This is a genomic window from Amycolatopsis sp. NPDC003676, assembly GCF_053587275.1.
On the sequence record NZ_JBSFNS010000139.1, the window covers coordinates 1 to 18,540 of the forward strand.

Annotated in this window: 16 protein-coding genes; 12 read left to right on the top strand and 4 right to left on the bottom strand. The window is 70.0% G+C overall.

Annotation, left to right across the window (positions count from 1 at the left end; all coding sequences use genetic code 11):
- Window positions 1-158: 158 nt before the first annotated feature.
- Entirely contained in the window at window positions 159-2,051 is a 1,893-nt protein-coding gene (locus ACWDNU_RS40455; RefSeq protein WP_449672741.1) for a glycosyl hydrolase family 18 protein, read from the bottom strand.
- A 394-nt stretch (window positions 2,052-2,445) separates the two neighbouring features.
- Between ACWDNU_RS40455 and ACWDNU_RS40460 the strand changes: the two genes are divergently transcribed.
- A complete protein-coding gene (locus ACWDNU_RS40460) occupies window positions 2,446-3,582 on the top strand; it encodes an acyltransferase (RefSeq protein ID WP_449672742.1) in 1,137 nt (378 codons plus the stop codon).
- A 65-nt stretch (window positions 3,583-3,647) separates the two neighbouring features.
- On the opposite strand, the gene ACWDNU_RS40465 is transcribed toward ACWDNU_RS40460, so the two are convergent.
- Window positions 3,648-4,358, bottom strand: a complete 711-nt coding sequence (locus ACWDNU_RS40465; RefSeq protein ID WP_449672743.1) for an aspartate/glutamate racemase family protein — start codon at window positions 4,356-4,358, stop codon at window positions 3,648-3,650.
- Window positions 4,358-5,785 (bottom strand): NCS1 family nucleobase:cation symporter-1, encoded by a 1,428-nt coding sequence (locus tag ACWDNU_RS40470; RefSeq protein ID WP_449672744.1) that lies wholly within the window; start codon window positions 5,783-5,785, stop codon window positions 4,358-4,360. Before ACWDNU_RS40470 ends, ACWDNU_RS40465 begins: the two co-directional genes overlap by 1 nt.
- Before the next feature lie 135 nt (window positions 5,786-5,920).
- On the opposite strand from ACWDNU_RS40470, the gene ACWDNU_RS40475 reads away from it, so the two are divergent.
- Window positions 5,921-6,601 (top strand): GntR family transcriptional regulator, encoded by a 681-nt coding sequence (locus tag ACWDNU_RS40475; protein ID WP_370936337.1) that lies wholly within the window; start codon window positions 5,921-5,923, stop codon window positions 6,599-6,601.
- A gap of 12 nt (window positions 6,602-6,613) precedes the next feature.
- Window positions 6,614-7,489, top strand: a complete 876-nt coding sequence (locus ACWDNU_RS40480) for an alpha/beta fold hydrolase (protein WP_449672745.1) — start codon at window positions 6,614-6,616, stop codon at window positions 7,487-7,489.
- On the opposite strand, the gene aroA is transcribed toward ACWDNU_RS40480, so the two are convergent.
- Window positions 7,482-8,768, bottom strand: coding sequence for a 3-phosphoshikimate 1-carboxyvinyltransferase (aroA, locus tag ACWDNU_RS40485; RefSeq protein WP_370936339.1), 1,287 nt, complete (start codon window positions 8,766-8,768; stop codon window positions 7,482-7,484). The two genes, ACWDNU_RS40480 and aroA, sit on opposite strands and share 8 nt — an antisense overlap.
- A 97-nt stretch (window positions 8,769-8,865) precedes the next feature.
- Between aroA and ACWDNU_RS40490 the strand changes: the two genes are divergently transcribed.
- The 9 genes from ACWDNU_RS40490 to ACWDNU_RS40530 all read left to right on the top strand — a co-directional run bounded on the left by ACWDNU_RS40490 (window position 8,866) and on the right by ACWDNU_RS40530 (window position 18,355).
- Window positions 8,866-10,566, top strand: coding sequence for a CTP synthase (locus ACWDNU_RS40490; protein WP_449672746.1), 1,701 nt, complete (start codon window positions 8,866-8,868; stop codon window positions 10,564-10,566).
- Window positions 10,563-11,195, top strand: a complete 633-nt coding sequence (locus ACWDNU_RS40495; RefSeq protein WP_449672747.1) for an NUDIX domain-containing protein — start codon at window positions 10,563-10,565, stop codon at window positions 11,193-11,195. The genes ACWDNU_RS40490 and ACWDNU_RS40495 overlap by 4 nt, the downstream gene beginning before the upstream one ends.
- Window positions 11,196-11,234: 39 nt before the next feature.
- The gene (gene xerD / locus ACWDNU_RS40500) at window positions 11,235-12,167 is read left to right on the top strand and encodes a site-specific tyrosine recombinase XerD (RefSeq protein ID WP_370936342.1); all 933 of its coding nucleotides are present in this window, start codon (window positions 11,235-11,237) and stop codon (window positions 12,165-12,167) included.
- A 132-nt stretch (window positions 12,168-12,299) separates the two neighbouring features.
- Complete coding sequence (locus ACWDNU_RS40505; RefSeq protein ID WP_449672748.1) at window positions 12,300-13,331, top strand: ParA family protein; 1,032 nt, start codon at window positions 12,300-12,302, stop codon at window positions 13,329-13,331.
- The gene (locus ACWDNU_RS40510) at window positions 13,328-13,744 is read left to right on the top strand and encodes a cobyrinic acid a,c-diamide synthase (RefSeq protein ID WP_370936344.1); all 417 of its coding nucleotides are present in this window, start codon (window positions 13,328-13,330) and stop codon (window positions 13,742-13,744) included. Before ACWDNU_RS40505 ends, ACWDNU_RS40510 begins: the two co-directional genes overlap by 4 nt.
- Window positions 13,744-14,778 (top strand): segregation/condensation protein A, encoded by a 1,035-nt coding sequence (locus tag ACWDNU_RS40515; protein ID WP_449672749.1) that lies wholly within the window; start codon window positions 13,744-13,746, stop codon window positions 14,776-14,778. Before ACWDNU_RS40510 ends, ACWDNU_RS40515 begins: the two co-directional genes overlap by 1 nt.
- Window positions 14,775-15,623: an SMC-Scp complex subunit ScpB gene (gene scpB / locus ACWDNU_RS40520; protein ID WP_449672750.1), complete on the top strand. Its 849-nt coding sequence runs from the start codon at window positions 14,775-14,777 to the stop codon at window positions 15,621-15,623. The genes ACWDNU_RS40515 and scpB overlap by 4 nt, the downstream gene beginning before the upstream one ends.
- Window positions 15,613-16,365 carry a pseudouridine synthase gene (locus ACWDNU_RS40525; protein ID WP_182896874.1) on the top strand — a complete coding sequence of 251 codons (753 nt, stop codon included), beginning with the start codon at window positions 15,613-15,615 and terminating at the stop codon, window positions 16,363-16,365. The genes scpB and ACWDNU_RS40525 overlap by 11 nt, the downstream gene beginning before the upstream one ends.
- 88 nt (window positions 16,366-16,453) lie before the next feature.
- Complete coding sequence (locus tag ACWDNU_RS40530; RefSeq protein WP_449672751.1) at window positions 16,454-18,355, top strand: Xaa-Pro dipeptidyl-peptidase; 1,902 nt, start codon at window positions 16,454-16,456, stop codon at window positions 18,353-18,355.
- Window positions 18,356-18,540 lie beyond the last annotated feature (185 nt).

The window sequence follows — 18,540 nt, forward strand, 5'->3', positions numbered from 1 at the left end:
AGGAAGACACCGAACCGAGGAGGGTCACGTGGCCGCGACAGAAGTGAACGGAAGTCCCGAGGCGATGAGCGCGTTCGCCAGCCAGCTCGTGGCGCTGCGCAGCCCTTCGGGGTAGGGAATCCGGTGCCGCCGCCGTTATTCACGCGCCTGCTGCGGGGTCAGCAGGCGCCGTTGTCAGCCCAGACCGCTGCGCTGCCGGGCTGTTCGCCTCGCGTCCACCACTTGGCGGACCAGCGGTGGCCGTTGAAGGACACCACCGCGCCCGCGTTGTAGGACTGGGAGGTGTTCCACGCCGCCGGGCACGCGGTCGTGGGACCGCCGCCGCCGGCGCAGGCTCCGTTGTCCGTCCAGACGTCGGCGCTGCCGGGCTGCTCGCCCTGCGTCCACCACTTCGCCGTCCAGGTGTGGTTGTTGTACGACACGACCGCGCCGCCGTTGTAGACCTTGCCGGAGTCCCAGGCCGCCGCCGTGCACTGGCCGCCCGGCGGAGTCGTCGGAGTGGTCGGTGTCGTGGGCGTGGTCGGGGTTGTCGGCGTAGTCGGTGTCGTGGGTGTGGTCGGCGTGGTAGGCGTCGTCGGGGTGGTCGGCGGCGGGCCGGAACAGCCCTCCGTCGGCGCGGCGAGCCCGTCCACGACGGCGTGGAACAGCGTCGAATCAGGGTCGAGGTCGTACAGCGAGAACATCATCGCGCCGCCGAGGCCGTTGCAATGGATGTAATCGGTGCGCGCCTTGATCGACTGTTTCGACGAACCGCCGTAGAAGCTCGTCCCGTCGTAGAACCACGCGGATTGCGTTGTCGGGTCCCAGAACGTCGTCGACGGATTGTCGACCACGCCGGAGAGTTCCTTGTACATCGCCACGCCGGGCACGTTGCCGCTCAACGGATGCGGAGCGGACGGGCCGGTCGCGGTTTGGTACAGCCCGTGGTTCGAGCCCGCGGGCACGCCGGTCCAGCCCCGATAGTAGAAGGGAATGCCCAAGGTCAGCTTCGACGCCGGGAACCCGCCGGGGATGCCGTACGCCGGATCGCCTTGCGTGTAAGCCTTCATCACCTGATCGATGGTGTATTTCTCGGTGCCCGGCGGGATGGGCGTGGACGGGTCGTTCGGCGAGGGGTAGAGCGGGTCCTGGAAGTTCGTCGGACCGGTCTTGTCCCACGCGCCGTGCATGTCGTAGGTCATCGGGTCCGCGAAGTCCATGTACTGGTGGATCTTGTCGGTCTGGATCTTCGCGATCTTGTCCTGACCGCCGGGCAGGGCGGCCGAGAGCGCGTAATGCTTGCCCAGCGCGTCCAGCTGGCCGCGGAACTCGGCGAGCAGCGAGGTGAAGTTCTGGGTGTCGTTCGGGCTGTAGTGGTTGCCCGTGTGGCCGCCGGGGTGCGCCGGGTACTCCCAGTCGATGTCGAACCCGTCGAAGATGTTCGCGGCGGTGCCGGGGCCGCCGAAGCCGCCCGCGTTCGGGATGTTGCCCTTGATGAACATGTCGATGCAGGAGCTCACGAACTTCTTGCGCGAGGCGTCCGTGGCGGCGGCGTCGGAGAAGTACTTCGAATACGTCCAGCCGCCGAGCGACAGCAGCACCTTCAGGTTCGGGTGCCGTGCCTTGAGTTCCTGCAGCTGGTGGAAGTTGCCGACGATCGGCATGTTGTAGGTGTCGGCGGAACCGTCGACGCTGATGTCCGAGCCGAACGACTTCTGGTAGTCGGCGAACTGGTCGCCCGCGCCGTCGCCCGCGTTCGGGTCGTCCTCGCCGCCGGGGTCGGGGGTCGTCGCCTTGGTCGTCTCGAAGCAGGTGAGGTTGGTCGGGTCGATGTTCTCGAAGTCGTAGAGCAGGTAGTCGATGTTGTCGGCGATCTTGTCGACGTTCTTGAGGTAGTAGGCGTTCTGGTAGATGCTCCATTGGTCGAAGTAGGCGATGCGCATCCCTCCCGAGGAGGGCGCGGGCGTCGCGGTGGCCGGGGCGGGCCGGGCCAGGATGGTGAGACCGGCCACGACCACGGCGGCCACGGCGGCGCAGGCCACGGCCAGCGGTCTCAAGGTCCGGTGGGGCATAAGCGTTTCTCCCTCGCACAAGCGAAGTCCGCCTGCCGCACGGGAATGCGCGGCAAGCGTCGGACGACGGGTGATCACTGCAGGAGCTGGGGCCGGCCCGTGTTCGAATGTGAACCAGGGCACAGCCGGAGTCAATACTGTGGACTAGACCAATTTCCAGGCCGGGGCGATTTGTGGTGAAGTGTCCGGAAACGCCCGACGAACGGCCTGTTCCAGGCGGGGCGAGTGGTCCGGTGCCGCGCGGCGGCGCCGGGTTCACCCGTACGGGTGTGGCTGACCCGACACCCGTCCCGCGCGGCATCAGGCGAGTCTCAGGAAGATCATGGGTGGCTCACAGCTGCGCACGAGAGCCTGGCACCATGAGCGCCAACGACCCCGGGAGCACGGCCGAACGATGACCACTACCGAGATCCCGCTCGTCCGTGCGGACGAGCCGGCGCCCGCCAGGCCGACGCACCTGCGGCAGCTCGATTTGTACCGCGTCGTCACGTTCGCCTTGGTCATCCTCATCCACGTGATCGGCTCCACCACGTTCCAGCAGGACGTCGTCGCCGACGCGATCCAGACGCCGCTGCACCTGACCCGCGAAGCGTTCTTCGCGCTGACCGCGTTCGTGCTCGTGTTCGGCTACCGCGACCGGCCGGTGCAGACCGGGAAGTTCTGGCGCAGGCGGTTCCCGCTGGTCGCGGTGCCGTACGTGGTGTGGACGGTCATCTACCGGGTTTATTCGCTGATCACCTCGGACCAGCCCTTCGGGTCGGTCGGCGCGCAGCTGCGCACGCTCGGGCTGGACCTGCTCACCGGAAACGCCTGGTACCACATGTATTTCATGCTGGTGACGCTGCAGGTGTACCTGCTTTTCCCGTTGCTGGCCAAGCTGTTCGACCTGATCCGCCGCCGTCCGTGGACGGTGCTGGCGGTCTCCGGCACGATCCAGGTGGCGGTGGCGATCTTCATGAGCTACCCGCCCGCCGTGCTGGGATACGGCTTCGTGAGCCAGTTTTTCGCGACTTTCGTCGTGTACCAGTTCTACATGCTGCTCGGCACCGCGGCGGCGCTGCACTTCGAGGCGGTGCACGCCTGGCTGCGCACGCATTCGCGCTGGGTGCTGCTGGCGATGGCGGGCGGGCTCGTGATCGCGGAGACCGGCTACTTCGTGAGCGTCCGCTTCGGAGAGTGGCCGGAGATGGCGTCGGACGCCTTCCGCCCTTACCTGATCCCGTGGTTCGTCGCGGCAATCGCCGGGATCTACCTGGCGGGCGCGCGCTGGGCGGAGAGCAGGCAGCGCGGCGGGCGGTTCGTGTCCTGGGCGGTGAACCGGTCGTTCGCGGTGTTCCTGACCCACCCGATCGCGATCGCCTTGCTGGACCCGCTGTTCGTCTTCGTCGGCGACAAGTACGGCGCGCCGTGGACGACGCTGGTGGCGTACCCGGCGACGATCGCGCTGACCTTCGGCATCGTCGAGGTGCTGCGGCGGCTGCCGTGGAGCAAGGCGCTGACCGGCCGCGCCCGGGTGCCGGTGCGCGCCTGAGCGCAAGGTACGTGAGGGGAACCCTGATTGACTCTGATTCCCTCAGGGTTCCCCTCACGTACCAGTTACGCGCCGGGCCAGGTGCGGTGTTTCTCGAGCGGGCGGGCGTAAGACCCGGCCCGGCTGGTGCGCAATCCCAGTGCCACCAGGGATTCCGCGAGCCGGACCGCGGCGGCGACGCCGTCGACCACCGGGACGTCGAGCATCGCCGACATCTTGCGGTCCAGCCCGGTCATCCCGGCGCAGCCGAGCACGAGCACCTCGGCGCCGGCGTCGCGGGCCCGCAATCCCGCGGTGAGCAGGGCTGATTCGGTCCGTTCCTCGTCGCGCAGCTCCAGCACGCTCAGCCCGGTGCCGACGACCGCGACGCAGTTTCGGTCCACTCCGGCCGAATGCAGGCTGTCCTCGATCAGTCCGCACGTGCGGTCCAGCGTCGTCACCACTCCGTACCGGCGGCCGAGCAGCCCGGCGAGATGCGCCGCGGCTTCGGTGATGTCGACGACCGGCACGTCCAGCAGTTCCCGCGCGCCCTCGCGGCCGTGCTCGCCGAAACCGGCGAGGACGACCGCGTCGAACGATTCCTCGGTGGTGCGCAACAGGTCCAGCACCGCCGCCGCGGACAGGAAGCTGTCCAGCCAGCCCTCTGCCGATTCCGGGCCCCACTTCGGCGTCAGAGCGACGATTTCGGTCCCGGGGCTGGCCGCGGCCCGCGCTCCGGTCTCGATCTCCTTCGTCATCGCCTCGGTGGTGTTGCAGTTGGTGACGAGGATCCGCATCAAGCCCTCCGCTGGCGGTACGAAACGGCGTAGTAGAGCACTCCGGCGCTGGCGGTGCCGAGGAACCACGAGTACGGCGCGGCCGGCGCGAAGAACGGCACCAGCGCGATCACCGCGGACAGCACGGCGCACGGGAAGAACGCGGCCATCGCGCGCGGATTCACCTTGGGGTACTTGCCGTCGCGCACGAACAGCTGCTCGACGTCGACCTTGCCGCGACGGATCAGGTAGTAGTCGACGATCATGATCCCGAACAGCGGCCCGAGGAACGCGCCGAGCCCGCCGAGGAAGTAGTTGACCACCACCGGCGACGAGTACAGCTTCCACGGCAGCACGCACAGCGCGGCGACGGCGCTGATCATCCCGCCGACGGTGAACGAGATCCGCTTCGGCCAGATGTTGGCCAGGTCGTAGGCGGGGGAGACGAAGTTCGCGACGATGTTGACGCCCATCGTGGCGATGGCGAAGGTCAGCGCCCCGATGATCAGCACCGGCGTGTTGTGCACCTTGGCGAGCAGTTCGGCCGGGTCGGTGATCGCCTCGCCGAACACCTGCAGGCTGCCCGCGGTGACGATCACCGACAGCAGCGCGAACGCCGTCGAGTTCACCGGAAGGCCCCAGAAGTTGCCGCGCCGCACCGTTTTCTGGTCCGGGGCGTTGCGGGAGAAGTCGCAGAAGTTGAGCATCAGCGTGCCGTAGGTGGACAGGATCAGCCCGGCCGCGCCGAACCACTGCCGCACCTGCTCGCCGCCGGACAGGTGCCGCGGGCTGCTGGTGAACGAGATGTGCCAGTGGCTCGCGGCGAGGATCCAGACCGCGAGCGCGATCATCACGATCCAGATCAGCGGGCCGCACCAGTCCTGGAACTTCCGCACCGCCTCCATGCCGCGGGTCAGCACGAACGCCTGCACCAGCCACAGCGCCACGAAACACATCCAGCCGAGCGCGTGCAGGCCGAGGAAACTGTGTTCGGTCAACGGTTTCAGGCCGGGATCGATGGCCAGCACGAGCAGCGTGATGGCGACGCTCGCGAGATAGGTCTGGATGCCGTACCAGAAGATCGCGATCACCGCGCGGATCAGCGCGGGAAGGTTCGCGCCGAACGTGCCGAAGCTGATCCGCGCGACCACCGGGAACGGGACGCCGGTGCGCTGGCCGATCCGGCCCATCAGGTTCATCCCGAAGAAGATGATCACGAACCCGAACAGCAGCGCGGTGAACACCTGCCAGGCCGACAGCCCGAGCACGAACAGCCCGGCGGCGAAGGTGTAGTTGCCGAGGTTGTGCACGTCCGACATCCAGAGCGCGAAGATGTCGTACACCTTCCAGCGGCGCTCCTTGGCGGGCGCGAGGTCCTCGTTCCACAGCCGGGGGTCGGGTTCGACGGTGCTGGTCGCGCTGGTTTCGGTGGACGGGGCGTGCGTCATTGCAGACCTCCGGTCGACGTGCCGGCAGCTTTGGTATCCCAAACTTGGGATCCCAAATATCGCTCCGGATGGCTGCTGAGTCAACCCTCTACCCGATAAACTCGCCGATGTCCGATGTCGGCGAGAGGGGGACGGGTGGGCGCCACCGAGGATCGGCAGCCGCTCGCGGCGACGCGCGCCCGGGTGCTCGACGAGCTGCGCGAGCGGATCCTGACCGGTCGGCTGCGGCCGGGGGACCGGCTGGTCGAGCGCGAACTGGCCGAGGATCTCGGGGTCTCGCGGGTGCCGGTGCGCGAGGCGATCCGCAGCCTGGAATCCGAAGGGTTCGTCGTCGTGCCTTCGCCGCGGCGGGTGGTGGTGCGGCAGCTGGCTCGGGTGGACGTCGAGGAGCTGTTCGACGTCCGGGAGGCGCTGGAAAGCCTCGCCGCCGCACGTGCCGCGGAACGGGCCGGGAAGCCGGAGATGCGGCGGCTGGAGCGGCTGCTCGCCGAGTCCGCGCGGGTCACCCAGGGTGGTGACGGTGCGCGGATCTCTGAGGTCAACAGCAGGCTGCACGACGAGATCATCGCCATCGCGGGCAACCGGCTGCTCACCACGATGCTGCATCCGCTCGAGGGCCAGCTGCGGTGGCTGACCAGCCAGAACGAGCACTGGGATGAACTGCTCGACGAGCACCGCAGGCTGGTGGACGCGATCGGGTCCGGCGACGTGGAGCGGGCGCGCGAGTACGCCGCCGAGCATGTCCGGGTCAACCGCGCGGTGACCTTGCGCGACCTCTTCGGCGACGACGAGCAGGACGAGCGCCCGGCGGGCTGACTCTCTAGTAAGGTGACCCTAACTTCGAACTGGGGGTCGCTGGTGGCGCACGTGCAAGGCGAGCCGGAGTGGGTGTCCACAAAGGACGGACGGCGGCTGTACGCGATGGTCCTGCCCGGTCCTGGAACTGGTCCGACGGTGGTTTTCGAGGCGGGTGCCGGGGCGGGCCGGTCCTCGTGGGGGCTCGTGCAGCCGCTGGTCGGCGAGTTCGCGCGGGCGGTGGTCTACGACCGGTCCGGGCTCGGCCGCAGCGCGCCGGATCCGTCCGGGCGGACGCTGGACCGGATGGCCGACGACCTCGTGGACCTGCTGGATCACTTCGGCCCGGGGCCGTACGTGCTCGTCGGGCACAGCGCCGGGGGACCGATCGCGCGGCTCGCCGCGTCCCGGACCGCGGCGAAGATCGCGGGGCTGGTCCTGGTCGACCCGACCGACGAAGCGGCGGATGTCTTGTTCTCGCCCCGATTCCGCGGTGCCGAACGGGCTTTTCTTCGCACTGGCCGGGTTCTCGCGGCAACCGGGTTGCTGAAGTTCTTGTACCGCCCGATGTTGCGGGCGGCTCCCGAAGACGTCCGGCGCGATCTGGTGCGCGAAGGCTTTACGCCGCAGGTGCTGCGCACGCAAACCGAGCAGGCGCGGACGTTCCTCGACGAGCTGGCGGCCTGGCGGACGAATCCGCCCGCGCCGGGCGACTTTCCGGTGACGATCGTGTCCGGCGGGCGCGCTGGAGACGGGATGAACGCCGCGGTGCGCGCGGAGGCGAATGCCGCGCACGCACAACGGGTTTCGCCGCGTGGACGGCATCGGATCGCGGAGAAGTCCGGCCATCTGGTGCCGGTCACCGAACCCGAGGTGGTCGCCGACGAGATCCGCCGGATGCTCAGCTGACGGCGTCGGTCCAGGTCTCGACGAACTTCGGGAACGTCTTGCCGACCGTGTCCGGGTTCTCGACCAGCACACCGGGCACGCGCAGGCCGAGCACCGCGGCAGCCATGACCAGCCGGTGGTCCTCGTAAGTGTGGAAAACACCGCCGTGCATCGGAGCCGGAGTGATCTCCAGGCCGTCCTCAAGCTCGGTGACGCCCGCGCCCAGACCGGACAGTTCGGTGGCCAACGCGGTGAGCCGGTCGGTCTCGTGGCCGCGCAGGTGCGCGACGCCGGTGATGCTCGACGGGCTCTCGGCGAAGCACAGCATCGCCGCGATGACCGGGGTCAGTTCGCCGACCTCGTGCAGGTCGAGGTCGATGCCGGGGAACGCGCCGCCGCCGGTGACGGACAGGCCGGTGTCGTCCAGCGTCGCCTTCGCGCCCAGTTCGGTCACCAGGCCGCGCAGCCAGTCGCCCGGCTGCGTGGTCTGCTTCGGCCAGCCCTGCACGCGGACCGTCCCGCCGCCGACCACCGCGGCGGCCACGAACGGGGCCGCGGTGGACAGGTCCGGTTCCACGACGTACTCCGGGCACGAGAGTTTCGCCGGCTCCACATGGAATTCCGTGCCCGAACGGTCCACAGTGGCCCCGAACCGGCGCAGCATGTCCAGCGTCATCGCGATGTGCGGTTCGCTCGGCGGGGCGCCGCCGACCAGCCGCACCGTCACGCCCTGTTCGAACGCCGGGCCGGCGAGCAGCAGCGCGGACAGGAACTGGCTGGAGGCCGACGAATCGAGGTCCACCCGGCCGCCGCGCAGCCCGCCGGTGCCGTGGACGGTGAACGGCGGCGCGCCGCGTCCGCCGTCGTCGATCCGCGCGCCGAGCTTGCGCAGCGCGGCCAGCAGCGGGTCGATCGGACGGCGTCGGATCGCCTCGTCGCCGTCGAACTGCACCGAGGCGTCGCCGAGCGTGGCGAGAGCGGGCGTGAAACGGGCGACGGTGCCCGCGTTGCCGAGGACGACCTCGGCCTCGTCGCCGCGGCCGCTGATGGTGCCGAGCGGGTGCACGAGAAAGCCGTCGATGGTCTCTTCCGACCGCGCGCCCAGCGAGGCGAGCGCGCCGAGCATCAGCCGTGTGTCGCGCGAATCGAGCGGATGGCGCACCCGGGTGGGCGCGCTCGCGAGCGCGGCGAGCACGTAGGCCCGGTTGGTGATCGACTTCGATCCGGGGACGCGCACCGCGGCGTCCAGAGAGGCGCCCGCGACCGGGGCGGTCCAGTGGTCATCGCGGAGGTTCGGCACGCCGCGCAGCCTAGCGCGGCGCGGGTGAACCGATTCCGCCGCGCCGGGAAGAGGCGTCGGCGAGCGATCCGGCGGGAGTGGGATATGCTGGCGGCCCGTGGGACTTCAGTCGCGGGCTACCAAGTATGTCTTTGTCACCGGAGGCGTTGCCTCCTCTCTGGGTAAGGGTCTGACGGCGTCCAGCCTCGGACAGCTGCTCACTTCGCGCGGGCTTCGCGTGACGATGCAGAAGCTCGACCCGTACCTCAATGTCGACCCCGGGACGATGAACCCGTTCCAGCACGGCGAGGTGTTCGTCACCGACGACGGCGCCGAGACCGATCTCGACATCGGGCACTACGAGCGCTTCCTCGACCGCTCTCTCGACGGCAAGGCGAACGTCACCACCGGACAGGTGTACTCGGAGGTGATCGCCAAGGAACGCCGCGGCGAGTACCTCGGCGACACCGTCCAGGTGATCCCGCACATCACCGACGAGATCAAGGCGCGGATCACCGCCGCGGCCGGGCCGGACGAGAACGGCGTCGCGCCGGACGTGGTGATCACCGAGGTCGGCGGCACGGTCGGCGACATCGAGTCGCTGCCGTTCCTCGAGGCGTGCCGCCAGGTGCGCCACGACGTCGGCCGCGACCAGTGCTTCTTCCTGCACGTGTCGCTGGTGCCGTACCTCGCCCCGTCGGGCGAGCTCAAGACCAAGCCGACCCAGCACTCGGTCGCCGCGCTGCGCAACATCGGCATCCAGCCGGACGCGCTCGTGTGCCGCGCGGACCGGGAAATCCCGGACGACCTCAAGCGCAAGATCGGCCTGATGTGCGACGTCGACACCGAGGCGGTCATCGCCTGCCCGGACGCGCGCTCGATCTACGACATTCCGAAGGTGCTGCACGGCGAGGCGCTCGACGCCTACGTGGTGCGCCGCCTCGGCCTGCCGTTCCGCGACGTCGACTGGACGGTGTGGGGCGACCTGCTCGACCGCGTGCACAACCCGAGCGAGATCGTCCGGGTCGCGGTGGTGGGCAAGTACATCGACCTGCCGGACGCGTACCTCTCGGTCACCGAGGCGCTGCGCGCGGGCGGGTTCGCGCACCGGGCCAAGGTCGAGATCGTGTGGGTCGCCTCGGACGACGCGCAGACCGAGTCCGGCGCGGCGTCCGTGCTGTCCGATGTGGACGGTGTGCTGATCCCGGGCGGGTTCGGCATCCGCGGCATCGAGGGCAAGGTCGGCGCGATCCACTACGCGCGCACGCACGGCGTCCCGCTGCTCGGGCTGTGCCTCGGGCTGCAGTGCATGGTCATCGAGAGCGCCCGGAACCTCGCGGGCATCGAGGGCGCGAACTCGGCCGAGTTCGACGAGGACACCAAGCACGCGGTGATCTCGACCATGGCCGACCAGCGCGACGTCGTCGCGGGCGAGCGCGACATGGGCGGCACGATGCGGCTCGGCGCGTACCCGGCGAAGCTCAAGGCGGGTTCGCAGGTCGCCAAGGCGTACGGCACCACCGAGGTGTCCGAGCGCCACCGGCACCGCTACGAGGTGAACAACGCCTACCGCAAGCAGATCGGCGACGCGGGGCTCGTGTTCTCCGGCACCTCGCCGGACGACCGGCTCGTCGAGTTCGTCGAACTGCCCGCGGACGTGCACCCGTTCTTCGTGGGCACCCAGGCGCACCCCGAGCTGAAGAGCCGCCCGACCCGGCCGCACCCGCTGTTCAGCGCGTTCGTGAAGGCCGTCGTGGACCGCAAGGTCGCCGAGCGGCTCCCGGTCGAACTGCCCGAGACGCCCGTGGCGGCTCGGTGAGCGCGCCCGGCACGCACGAGTTCTCCGTGGCCGGCAGCACGGTCGTCCACGTGGGACGCGTCGTCGGCCTCCGGGTCGACGACGTCGTGATGCCCGGCGGGGAAACCGCCAAGCGCGAGGTGGTCGAGCACCTCGGCGCGGTCGTGATCGCGGCGCTGGACAGCGAGGACAACGTCACGCTCGTGCACCAGTACCGGCATCCGCTCGGGCGCAGGCTGTGGGAGCTGCCCGCCGGGCTGATCGACAAGCCGGGGGAGGACCCGGTCGACGCGGCCCGGCGCGAGCTGGCCGAAGAGGCCGGGCTCGCCGCGGGCAGCTGGGACACGCTGGTCGACGTCGCGGCCTCGCCCGGGTTCACCGACGAGGTCGTGCGCGTCTTCCTCGCCCGCGATCTGTCCGAAGTGGACCGTGAAGTGCTCGGCGACGAGGAGGCCGACCTGGTGGTGCGGAAGTTCCCGCTCGCCGAGGCGGTCCGGATGGCGCTTTCCGGCGAGCTGGTCAACGGGGCGACTGTCTCCGGCGTCCTCTCGGCACATGCGGTGCTGACCGGGGCGGCGGAGACGCGCCCGGCCGACGCGCCGTGGCAGGACCGGCCGTCCCGGTTCGCCCGCCGACTGGCCGAGGGCTAATTTCCGGGTTCTGTCGGTGCGCCGTCCTAGAGTGGCGGCGTGAATGATGCGGGTGTCGAGGTGCGAGGCGCGATAGCCACGTACCTCGATCACCTCGTCGTCGAGCGCGGCACCGCCCGCAACACCCTCGACAGCTACTCCCGCGACCTCCGCCGTTACGCCGCCCATCTGGAAGCGGCGGGGGTCGCGCGGCTGACCGAGGTCACGCCCGCGCACGTCACGTCGTTCGGTGCCGCGCTGCGCGAGGGCGACGAGGAACACCAGCCGCTGGCGGCGTCGTCGGCGGCTCGGGCGCTGGTCGCGGTGCGGGGGCTGCACAAATTCGCGCACGCAGACGGTCTCACCGAACACGATCCGGCGCGCGACGTCCGTCCGCCGGCCGCGGCGAAACGACTGCCCAAGGCGTTGCCGGTCGGGGACGTCCTCAAGCTGCTCGACACTCCGCCGCCGGACGGGGAACGCGCCTTGCGCGACCGGGCGCTGCTGGAGCTGCTGTACTCGACCGGAGCCCGGATTTCCGAGGCGGTCGGGCTCGATGTGGACGACGTGGACGACACCGAGCGGACCGTCCTGCTCGACGGCAAGGGCGGCAAACAACGGCTGGTGCCGATCGGCCGTCCCGCGCTGGAAGCACTGGATGCGTACCTGGTCCGCGCCCGCCCGGCGCTCGCCGCGAACGGCCGCGGCACCTCCGCGATCTTCCTCAACGCCCGCGGCAGCCGGCTTTCCCGGCAGAGCGCGTGGCAGGTCCTCAAGGACACCGCCGAGCGGGCCGGGATCACCGCCGCGGTCTCGCCGCACACCCTGCGGCACTCGTTCGCGACCCACCTGCTGGAGGGCGGCGCGGACGTCCGCGTGGTGCAGGAACTGCTCGGCCACGCGTCGGTGACCACGACCCAGGTGTACACGCTCGTCACGGTCACGACGCTGCGAGAGGTCTACGCCACCGCGCATCCGCGCGCGCTCGGCTGAACGCTCCGGCGGTCCCAGAGCCTTCCCACGCTGCGGTGACTCGGCCCGTGCGGCCCGGCGCGGCGCTTTGCCGGGGCTCCGGAAATCCGCATAGGCTGCCGGAGACCCCGCCGAACAAGGAGCTTTCGCGCCATGTCGACACCGACCCCGAACCAGCCGGAGGACCCGGCAGCGCCAGCCGGGCCAGCCGGGTCCGCCGGGACCTCCGGTTCGGCCGCGGCGAATCTCGAGCACGCGCGGATCGCCACCCCGGCGGACCACGAGGGCGACGAGGCGGAACGGCCGCTGACCCGCGCCGAACGCGCCCGGATGCGGGCGAAGGAGCGCGCGGAGAGCGGGATCGGGCCGACCGGGCGCCCGCTGCGCGAGATCCCCGAGCCGCCGCCGCTGGAGCGGCACGGCCCGGCGAAGGTGCTCGCGATGTGCAACCAGAAGGGCGGCGTCGGCAAGACCACGTCCACGATCAACCTCGGCGCCGCGCTCGCCGAATGCGGCCGCCGCGTGCTGCTGGTCGACTTCGACCCGCAGGGCGCGCTGTCGGTCGGGCTCGGCATTCAGCCGCACGAACTGGACCAGACGGTCTACAACGTCATCATGGAGCGCTCGGTGCAGATCGAGGACGTGCTCCGCAAAACCCGCGTCGACGGCGTTGACCTGCTGCCGAGCAACATCGACCTGTCCGCGGCGGAGGTCCAGCTCGTCGCAGAGGTAGGGCGCGAGCACACGTTGTTACGGGTCCTTCGTCCGGTGATGAACGACTACGACTATGTTCTTGTCGACTGCCAGCCCTCGCTCGGCCTGTTGACGGTGAACGCATTGACCGCCGCGGACGGTGTGATCATCCCCCTGGAGTGCGAGTTCTTCAGTCTGCGAGGCGTCGCGCTCCTGATCGACACGATCGAGAAGGTGCAGGAACGCCTCAACCCCAAACTGGACATCACGGGGATTCTCGCCACGATGTACGACCCGAGAACCCTGCACTCGAAGGAGGTCATGGCTCGCGTGGTCGAGGCATTCGGCGACACCGTGTTCGACACGGTGATCAACCGCACCGTGCGGTTCCCCGAGACGACGGTCGCGGGCGAGCCCATCACGACCTGGGCCCCCAAATCCGCCGGCGCCGCGGCTTACCGCGCGCTGGCCCGCGAGGTGATCGCTCGGTGAGCAGGCGCGCTTCCCTGCCCGGAGCGTCGGAACTCTTCCGCCTCACCTCCAGCCCGGCGACCCCCGCACTCGAACGCCCCTCCGTGCCCGCTCCGGCGGAACCGGTGGCCCAGCGCGGCAAACCGAGCGCTCCGGCGGACACCGACCAGCTGGCCCGCAACGCGGCGCGCAGCGGATCCGGGCGCACCAAGCACGACGCGAAGATCACCGTCTACGTGTCCGGCGAGGAACTGCTCGCGATGGAGCAGGCCCGGCTGAACCTCCGCGCCAAGCACGAGCTGGTCGTCGACCGCGGCCGGCTGGTCCGCGAGGCGGTCGCCGTGCTGCTCGCCGACTTCGACCAGCGCGGCGAGGAATCCGTGCTGGTGCAGCGATTGCGCGCGGACGCCGAGGACGGCGGAACCGAGGGCTGATGGACGACCCGGCATCGGCCGAGCTGCCGGAGCCGGAAGCGGCAGTCTCGGAGAGCACCGAAAGCACGGACGGCACGGCGGAACCCGGCGACGGCGCGGCTCCGGAAAGCTCCGCGGGCGCGGAAGCTCCGGAGGAATCCCCGGAGAACGCCGCGCCTTCCGAGGCTCCGGCCGAGCACGAGACGGTGCACGGCGGCACCATCCCCGAGGGATACGCCGCCGCCGAGGAGAACGCGTCGAAGTTCAAGGTGCGGCTGCAAAACTTCGAGGGCCCGTTCGACCTGCTGCTGCAGCTGATCTCGCAGCACCAGCTGGACGTCACCGAGGTCGCCCTGCACACGGTCACCGACGACTTCATCGCCTACACCCGCGCGCTCGGCCCGGACTGGAACCTCGACGAGACCACCGAGTTCCTGGTGATCGCGGCGACCCTGCTCGACCTCAAGGCCGCCCGGCTGCTGCCCGCGGCCGAGGTCGAGAACGAGGACGACCTGGCCCTGCTGGAAGCCCGCGACGTGCTCTTCGCGCGCATGCTGCAGTACCGCGCGTACAAGCAGGTCGCCGCGCTGTTCGGCGAGCTGGAAGAGGGTGCGCTGCGGCGGTATCCGCGGTCGGTGGCGCTGGAGGAGCGGTACCTCGGGCTGCTGCCGGAGGTGATGCTGGGCGTCACGCCGGAGCGGTTCGCGGAGATCGCGGTCGCGGTGTTCCGGCCGAAACCGCCGCCGCAGGTGTCGATCGCGCACATCCACATGGGCCGCGTGTCCGTCCGCGAGCACGCCGCGCTGCTGCGGGTGAAGCTCGCCGAGGCCGGGCAGGCGACGTTCAAGGAACTGACCTCGGACTGCGAGCACACGGTGGAGGTCGTGGCCCGGTTCCTCGCGCTGCTGGAGCTGTACCGCGAATCGTCGGTGCAGTTCGACCAGTTGGAGGCACTGGCGGAACTGCACGTCCGCTGGACCGGCGGCAGCGTGGCCGAGGCGTCCGCCGCCGCCGAGCACGACCGCGCGGCGGCCGAGGAGGAGGAATACGGGTGAGCACCGAAGACGACCGCGCGACGGCGGAGGCCGAGGAGACTCCGGCCGCTCCGGCGGAAGAGGCTCAGGTCGAAGCTGAACAAGCCGCCGCCGAGCCGGTCGAGGCCGAGGAGACCGAGCCGGAAACCGCGCCGCAGCCGGAAAATGAGGCCGAGCCGGAACCCGTCGACGCCGTCGAGCCGGAACCCGAAGCCTCGGAGCCATCCGAAACTGAGCCGGAAGCCGAAGCCGCGCCGGAAGCCGAAGCCGCCGAGCCAGCCGACGACGAAGGACTGGTCGCCGTGGACAGCGGCCTGCCCAGCGTCGAGTCGGACGAGGCGCTCGAAGCCGCTCTCGAAGCTCTCCTGCTCGTCGTGGATTCGCCGATCGCCGAGGATTCCCTCGCCGAAACGCTGCAGCAGCCGGTCGCCAGGGTGACCGTCGCGCTGCGGACGATGGCGCAGAAGTTCACCGAGCGCGCGAGCGGGATCGACCTGCGGCGCGTGGGCGAAGGGTGGCGGTTCTACACTAGGGACACCTACGCCCCGTTCGTGGAGAAGCTCCTGCTGGACGGCCAGCGGTCGAAGCTGACCAGGGCCGCGCTGGAGAGCCTCGCCGTGATCGCGTACCGGCAGCCGGTCACCCGGGCCCGGGTCGCCGCGGTGCGCGGGGTGAACGTGGACGGCGTGATCCGGACCCTGCTGGCGCGGGGGCTCATCGAGGAGATGGGCACCGACCCGGAGACCACGGGCACGCTGTACGTGACGACCGAGCTGTTCCTGGAGCGACTGGGGCTGTCGTCGCTGAACGACCTTCCCCCGATCGCTCCGCTGCTACCCGAAGTGGACACCATCGATGACATCTGACGAACACCCCGACGGCATCCGCCTGCAGAAGGTCCTGTCGCAGGCCGGCGTGGCGTCGCGCCGGGCGGCCGAGGACCTGATCGCGGCCGGCCGGGTGGAGGTGGACGGCGAGGTCGTCACCGAGCTGGGCCGCCGCGTGCACCCGGACGAGGCGGTGATCCACGTCGACGGCACGCGGGTCAACCTCCGCGACGACCTCGTGTACCTCGCGTTCAACAAGCCCAAGGGCGTGCACTCCACGATGTCGGACGACCGGGGCCGCCCGTGCGTCGGCGACTACCTGCGCGGCCGGTGGGAGGAGACCCCTGGCGTCGTGCACGTCGGGCGGCTCGACGAGAACACCGAGGGCCTGCTGCTGCTGACCAACGACGGCGACCTCGGGCACCGCCTGATGCACCCGTCGTACCGGGTGCTCAAGACGTACTTCGCGGAGGTCGAGGGCCTGGTGCCGCGCGGGCTGGGCAAGGAGCTGCGCGCGGGCTGGGAGCTGCCGGACGGGATCGTGAAGGTCGACCAGTTCCGGGTCAAGGACATGCATTCCGGCCGGAGCATGATCGAGCTGGTGATCCACGAGGGCCGCAAGCACATCGTGCGCAGGCTGATGGCGGCCACCGGGCACCCGGTCCGCAAGCTCGTGCGCACCGCGGTCGGCGACGTGCAGCTCGGCAACCAGCGCCAGGGCACCATCCGCAGGCTCAACCGCGGCGAGGTCGGCACGCTGTACCGCACCGTGGGACTCTGACCGGTTCCCCACTTTCGGCCCTGATGCCGGGTCCGGCCGCCCGGCCAGAGTTGTCGGCACCCGACGACGACTCTGGAGGGCGACGGGAATGCGTGTGCTGACAGGGCTGTGCGCCGCCGCGGTGCTGGCCGCGGGAGCGGTGGTGCCGGCGGCCGCGACGGCCGCCCCGGCGAGAACCGCGAGCGAACCGCAGTACGACTACGCCGGGGCGATCCGGGAAACGGTGTGGGTCGACCTCGGCCGGGACGGCGACGGGGACGGCGTCTCCGACCGGGTCGCCGCGGACATCGTGCGGCCGAAGGAACCGGCCGAGGCGGGCAAGAAGATCCCGGTGATCATGGACGCCAGCCCGTACTACTCCTCGGTGGGGCGCGGCAACGAAACCCAGTTCAAGACCTACGACGCGCAGGGCCGTCCGGTCGGTTTCCCGCTGTTCTACGACAACTACTTCGTGCCGCGCGGGTACGCGACGGTGCTCGTGGACCTGGCGGGCACCAACCGGTCGACCGGGTGCGTCGACGTCGGCGGCAACTCGGACGTCCAGTCGGCCAAGAAGGTCGTCGACTGGCTGAACGGCCGCGCGACCGGCTACACCGCGAAGACCGGCGGCACGCAGATGACCGCGGGCTGGAGCGACGGCGGCGTCGGGATGATCGGCAAGTCCTACGACGGCACCATCGCCAACGGCGTCGCCTCGACCGGCGTCGAGGGCCTCAAGACCATCGTGCCGATCTCCGCGATCAGCTCCTGGTACGACTACTACCGCTCGGACGGCGTCTCGTTCGGCTTCAACCCGGACGGGCTCGCGCAGACCGTCGAGCGGCGCAACGGCGGCCAGGATTGCTCGGCGCAGAACCGGAAACTCGCCGACGGCGCGACCGCGAACGGCGACTACGGTCCGCTGTGGGCGGAGCGCGACTACGTGGCGAACGCGAAGAACGTGCGCGCCAGCGTGTTCGTCTCGCACGGCGTCAACGACCTGAACGTCATGCCGATCAACTACGGCCAATGGTGGGACGCGCTCGCCGCGAAGGGCGTGCAGCGCAAGATCTGGCTCGCGCAGACCGGCCACGTCGACCCGTTCGACTACCGCCGCACCGAATGGGTCGACACCCTGCACCGGTGGTTCGACCACTACCTGATGGGCATCGACAACGGCATCGAGAAGGAACCGATGGCGACCGTCGAGCGCCAGCCGGACCAGTGGGCGAACGAAGCGACCTATCCGGCGCCGGGCACCAAGGAAACGGTCCTGCGTCCGCAACCAGGCCGTACACCAGGCGTCGGCATGCTCGGCACCGCAGGCAGCCGGGGCACCGCGTCGTTCACCGACAACCCGCAGGCGGGGGAGAACGAGTGGGCGGCGAATCCGTCGGCCACGTCGGCGAATCGCGTGCTGTACAGCACCGCCGCGCTCACCTCGCCGGTGCAGGTGTCGGGCACCTCGTCGATCACCGTGACGGCGACGCCGAGCACCTCGACCGCGCACCTGTCGGCGATGCTGGTGGACTACGGCCCGGCGACGATCCGCAATTTCTCCGGCCCTGGCGAGGGAATCGTGACCGGCACAGACCGCACGTGCTGGGGTTCGAGCACCGACGGCGACAGCGCTTGCTACAAGGTGACCAGCGCGGACACGAAGAAGGTGGACTACACGATCATCAGCCGCGGCTGGGCGGACCTGGCGAACTACCAGTCCCTGAGCCGGGAAGCGCAGCTCACGCCGGGCAAGGCGTACACGATGACGTTCCGGCTCGCGAGCACGGACCACGTCGTCCCGGCCGGGCACCGGCTGGCACTGGTGATCGGCGGGACGGACAACAGTTTCATCACCGCCCCCGCGAATCCGCCGAAGCTGACCATCGACCTGGCCAAGACGTCGGCCCGGATTTCGCTGGCAGGCACGGTCCCGGCGCGCCCGTGGACGGAATCCGCTCCGGCGGCTCCGCTGGCGCACGTCCCCGCGGCAGCGCGCTTCGACCTGCGCTGACAAAAGCCGTGAGGGGAACCCTGAGGGAATCAGATTCCCTCAGGGTTCCCCTCACGGAAGTCAGTTGGCGGTGACGGTTTCTTTCGAGGCTGCCTTGCGCTGCACCGGTGACCAGGCCGTCGAGCTGCTCAAGCCACACGCCGAGCGGGCCACGAGGCCCGAGGTGCGCGGCGGGGTCGGCGGCT

What these genes read in the sequence shown, in the direction of transcription:
- ACWDNU_RS40455 (WP_449672741.1), bottom strand. Translation starts at nt 2,051, where the DNA reads ATGCCCCACCGGACCTTGAGACCGCTGGCCGTGGCCTGCGCCGCCGTG.
- ACWDNU_RS40505 (WP_449672748.1), top strand. Translation starts at nt 12,300, where the DNA reads ATGTCGACACCGACCCCGAACCAGCCGGAGGACCCGGCAGCGCCAGCC.
- ACWDNU_RS40515 (WP_449672749.1), top strand. Translation starts at nt 13,744, where the DNA reads ATGGACGACCCGGCATCGGCCGAGCTGCCGGAGCCGGAAGCGGCAGTC.
- ACWDNU_RS40470 (WP_449672744.1), bottom strand. Translation starts at nt 5,785, where the DNA reads ATGACGCACGCCCCGTCCACCGAAACCAGCGCGACCAGCACCGTCGAA.
- ACWDNU_RS40460 (WP_449672742.1), top strand. Translation starts at nt 2,446, where the DNA reads ATGACCACTACCGAGATCCCGCTCGTCCGTGCGGACGAGCCGGCGCCC.
- ACWDNU_RS40465 (WP_449672743.1), bottom strand. Translation starts at nt 4,358, where the DNA reads ATGCGGATCCTCGTCACCAACTGCAACACCACCGAGGCGATGACGAAG.
- ACWDNU_RS40525 (WP_182896874.1), top strand. Translation starts at nt 15,613, where the DNA reads ATGACATCTGACGAACACCCCGACGGCATCCGCCTGCAGAAGGTCCTG.
- ACWDNU_RS40530 (WP_449672751.1), top strand. Translation starts at nt 16,454, where the DNA reads ATGCGTGTGCTGACAGGGCTGTGCGCCGCCGCGGTGCTGGCCGCGGGA.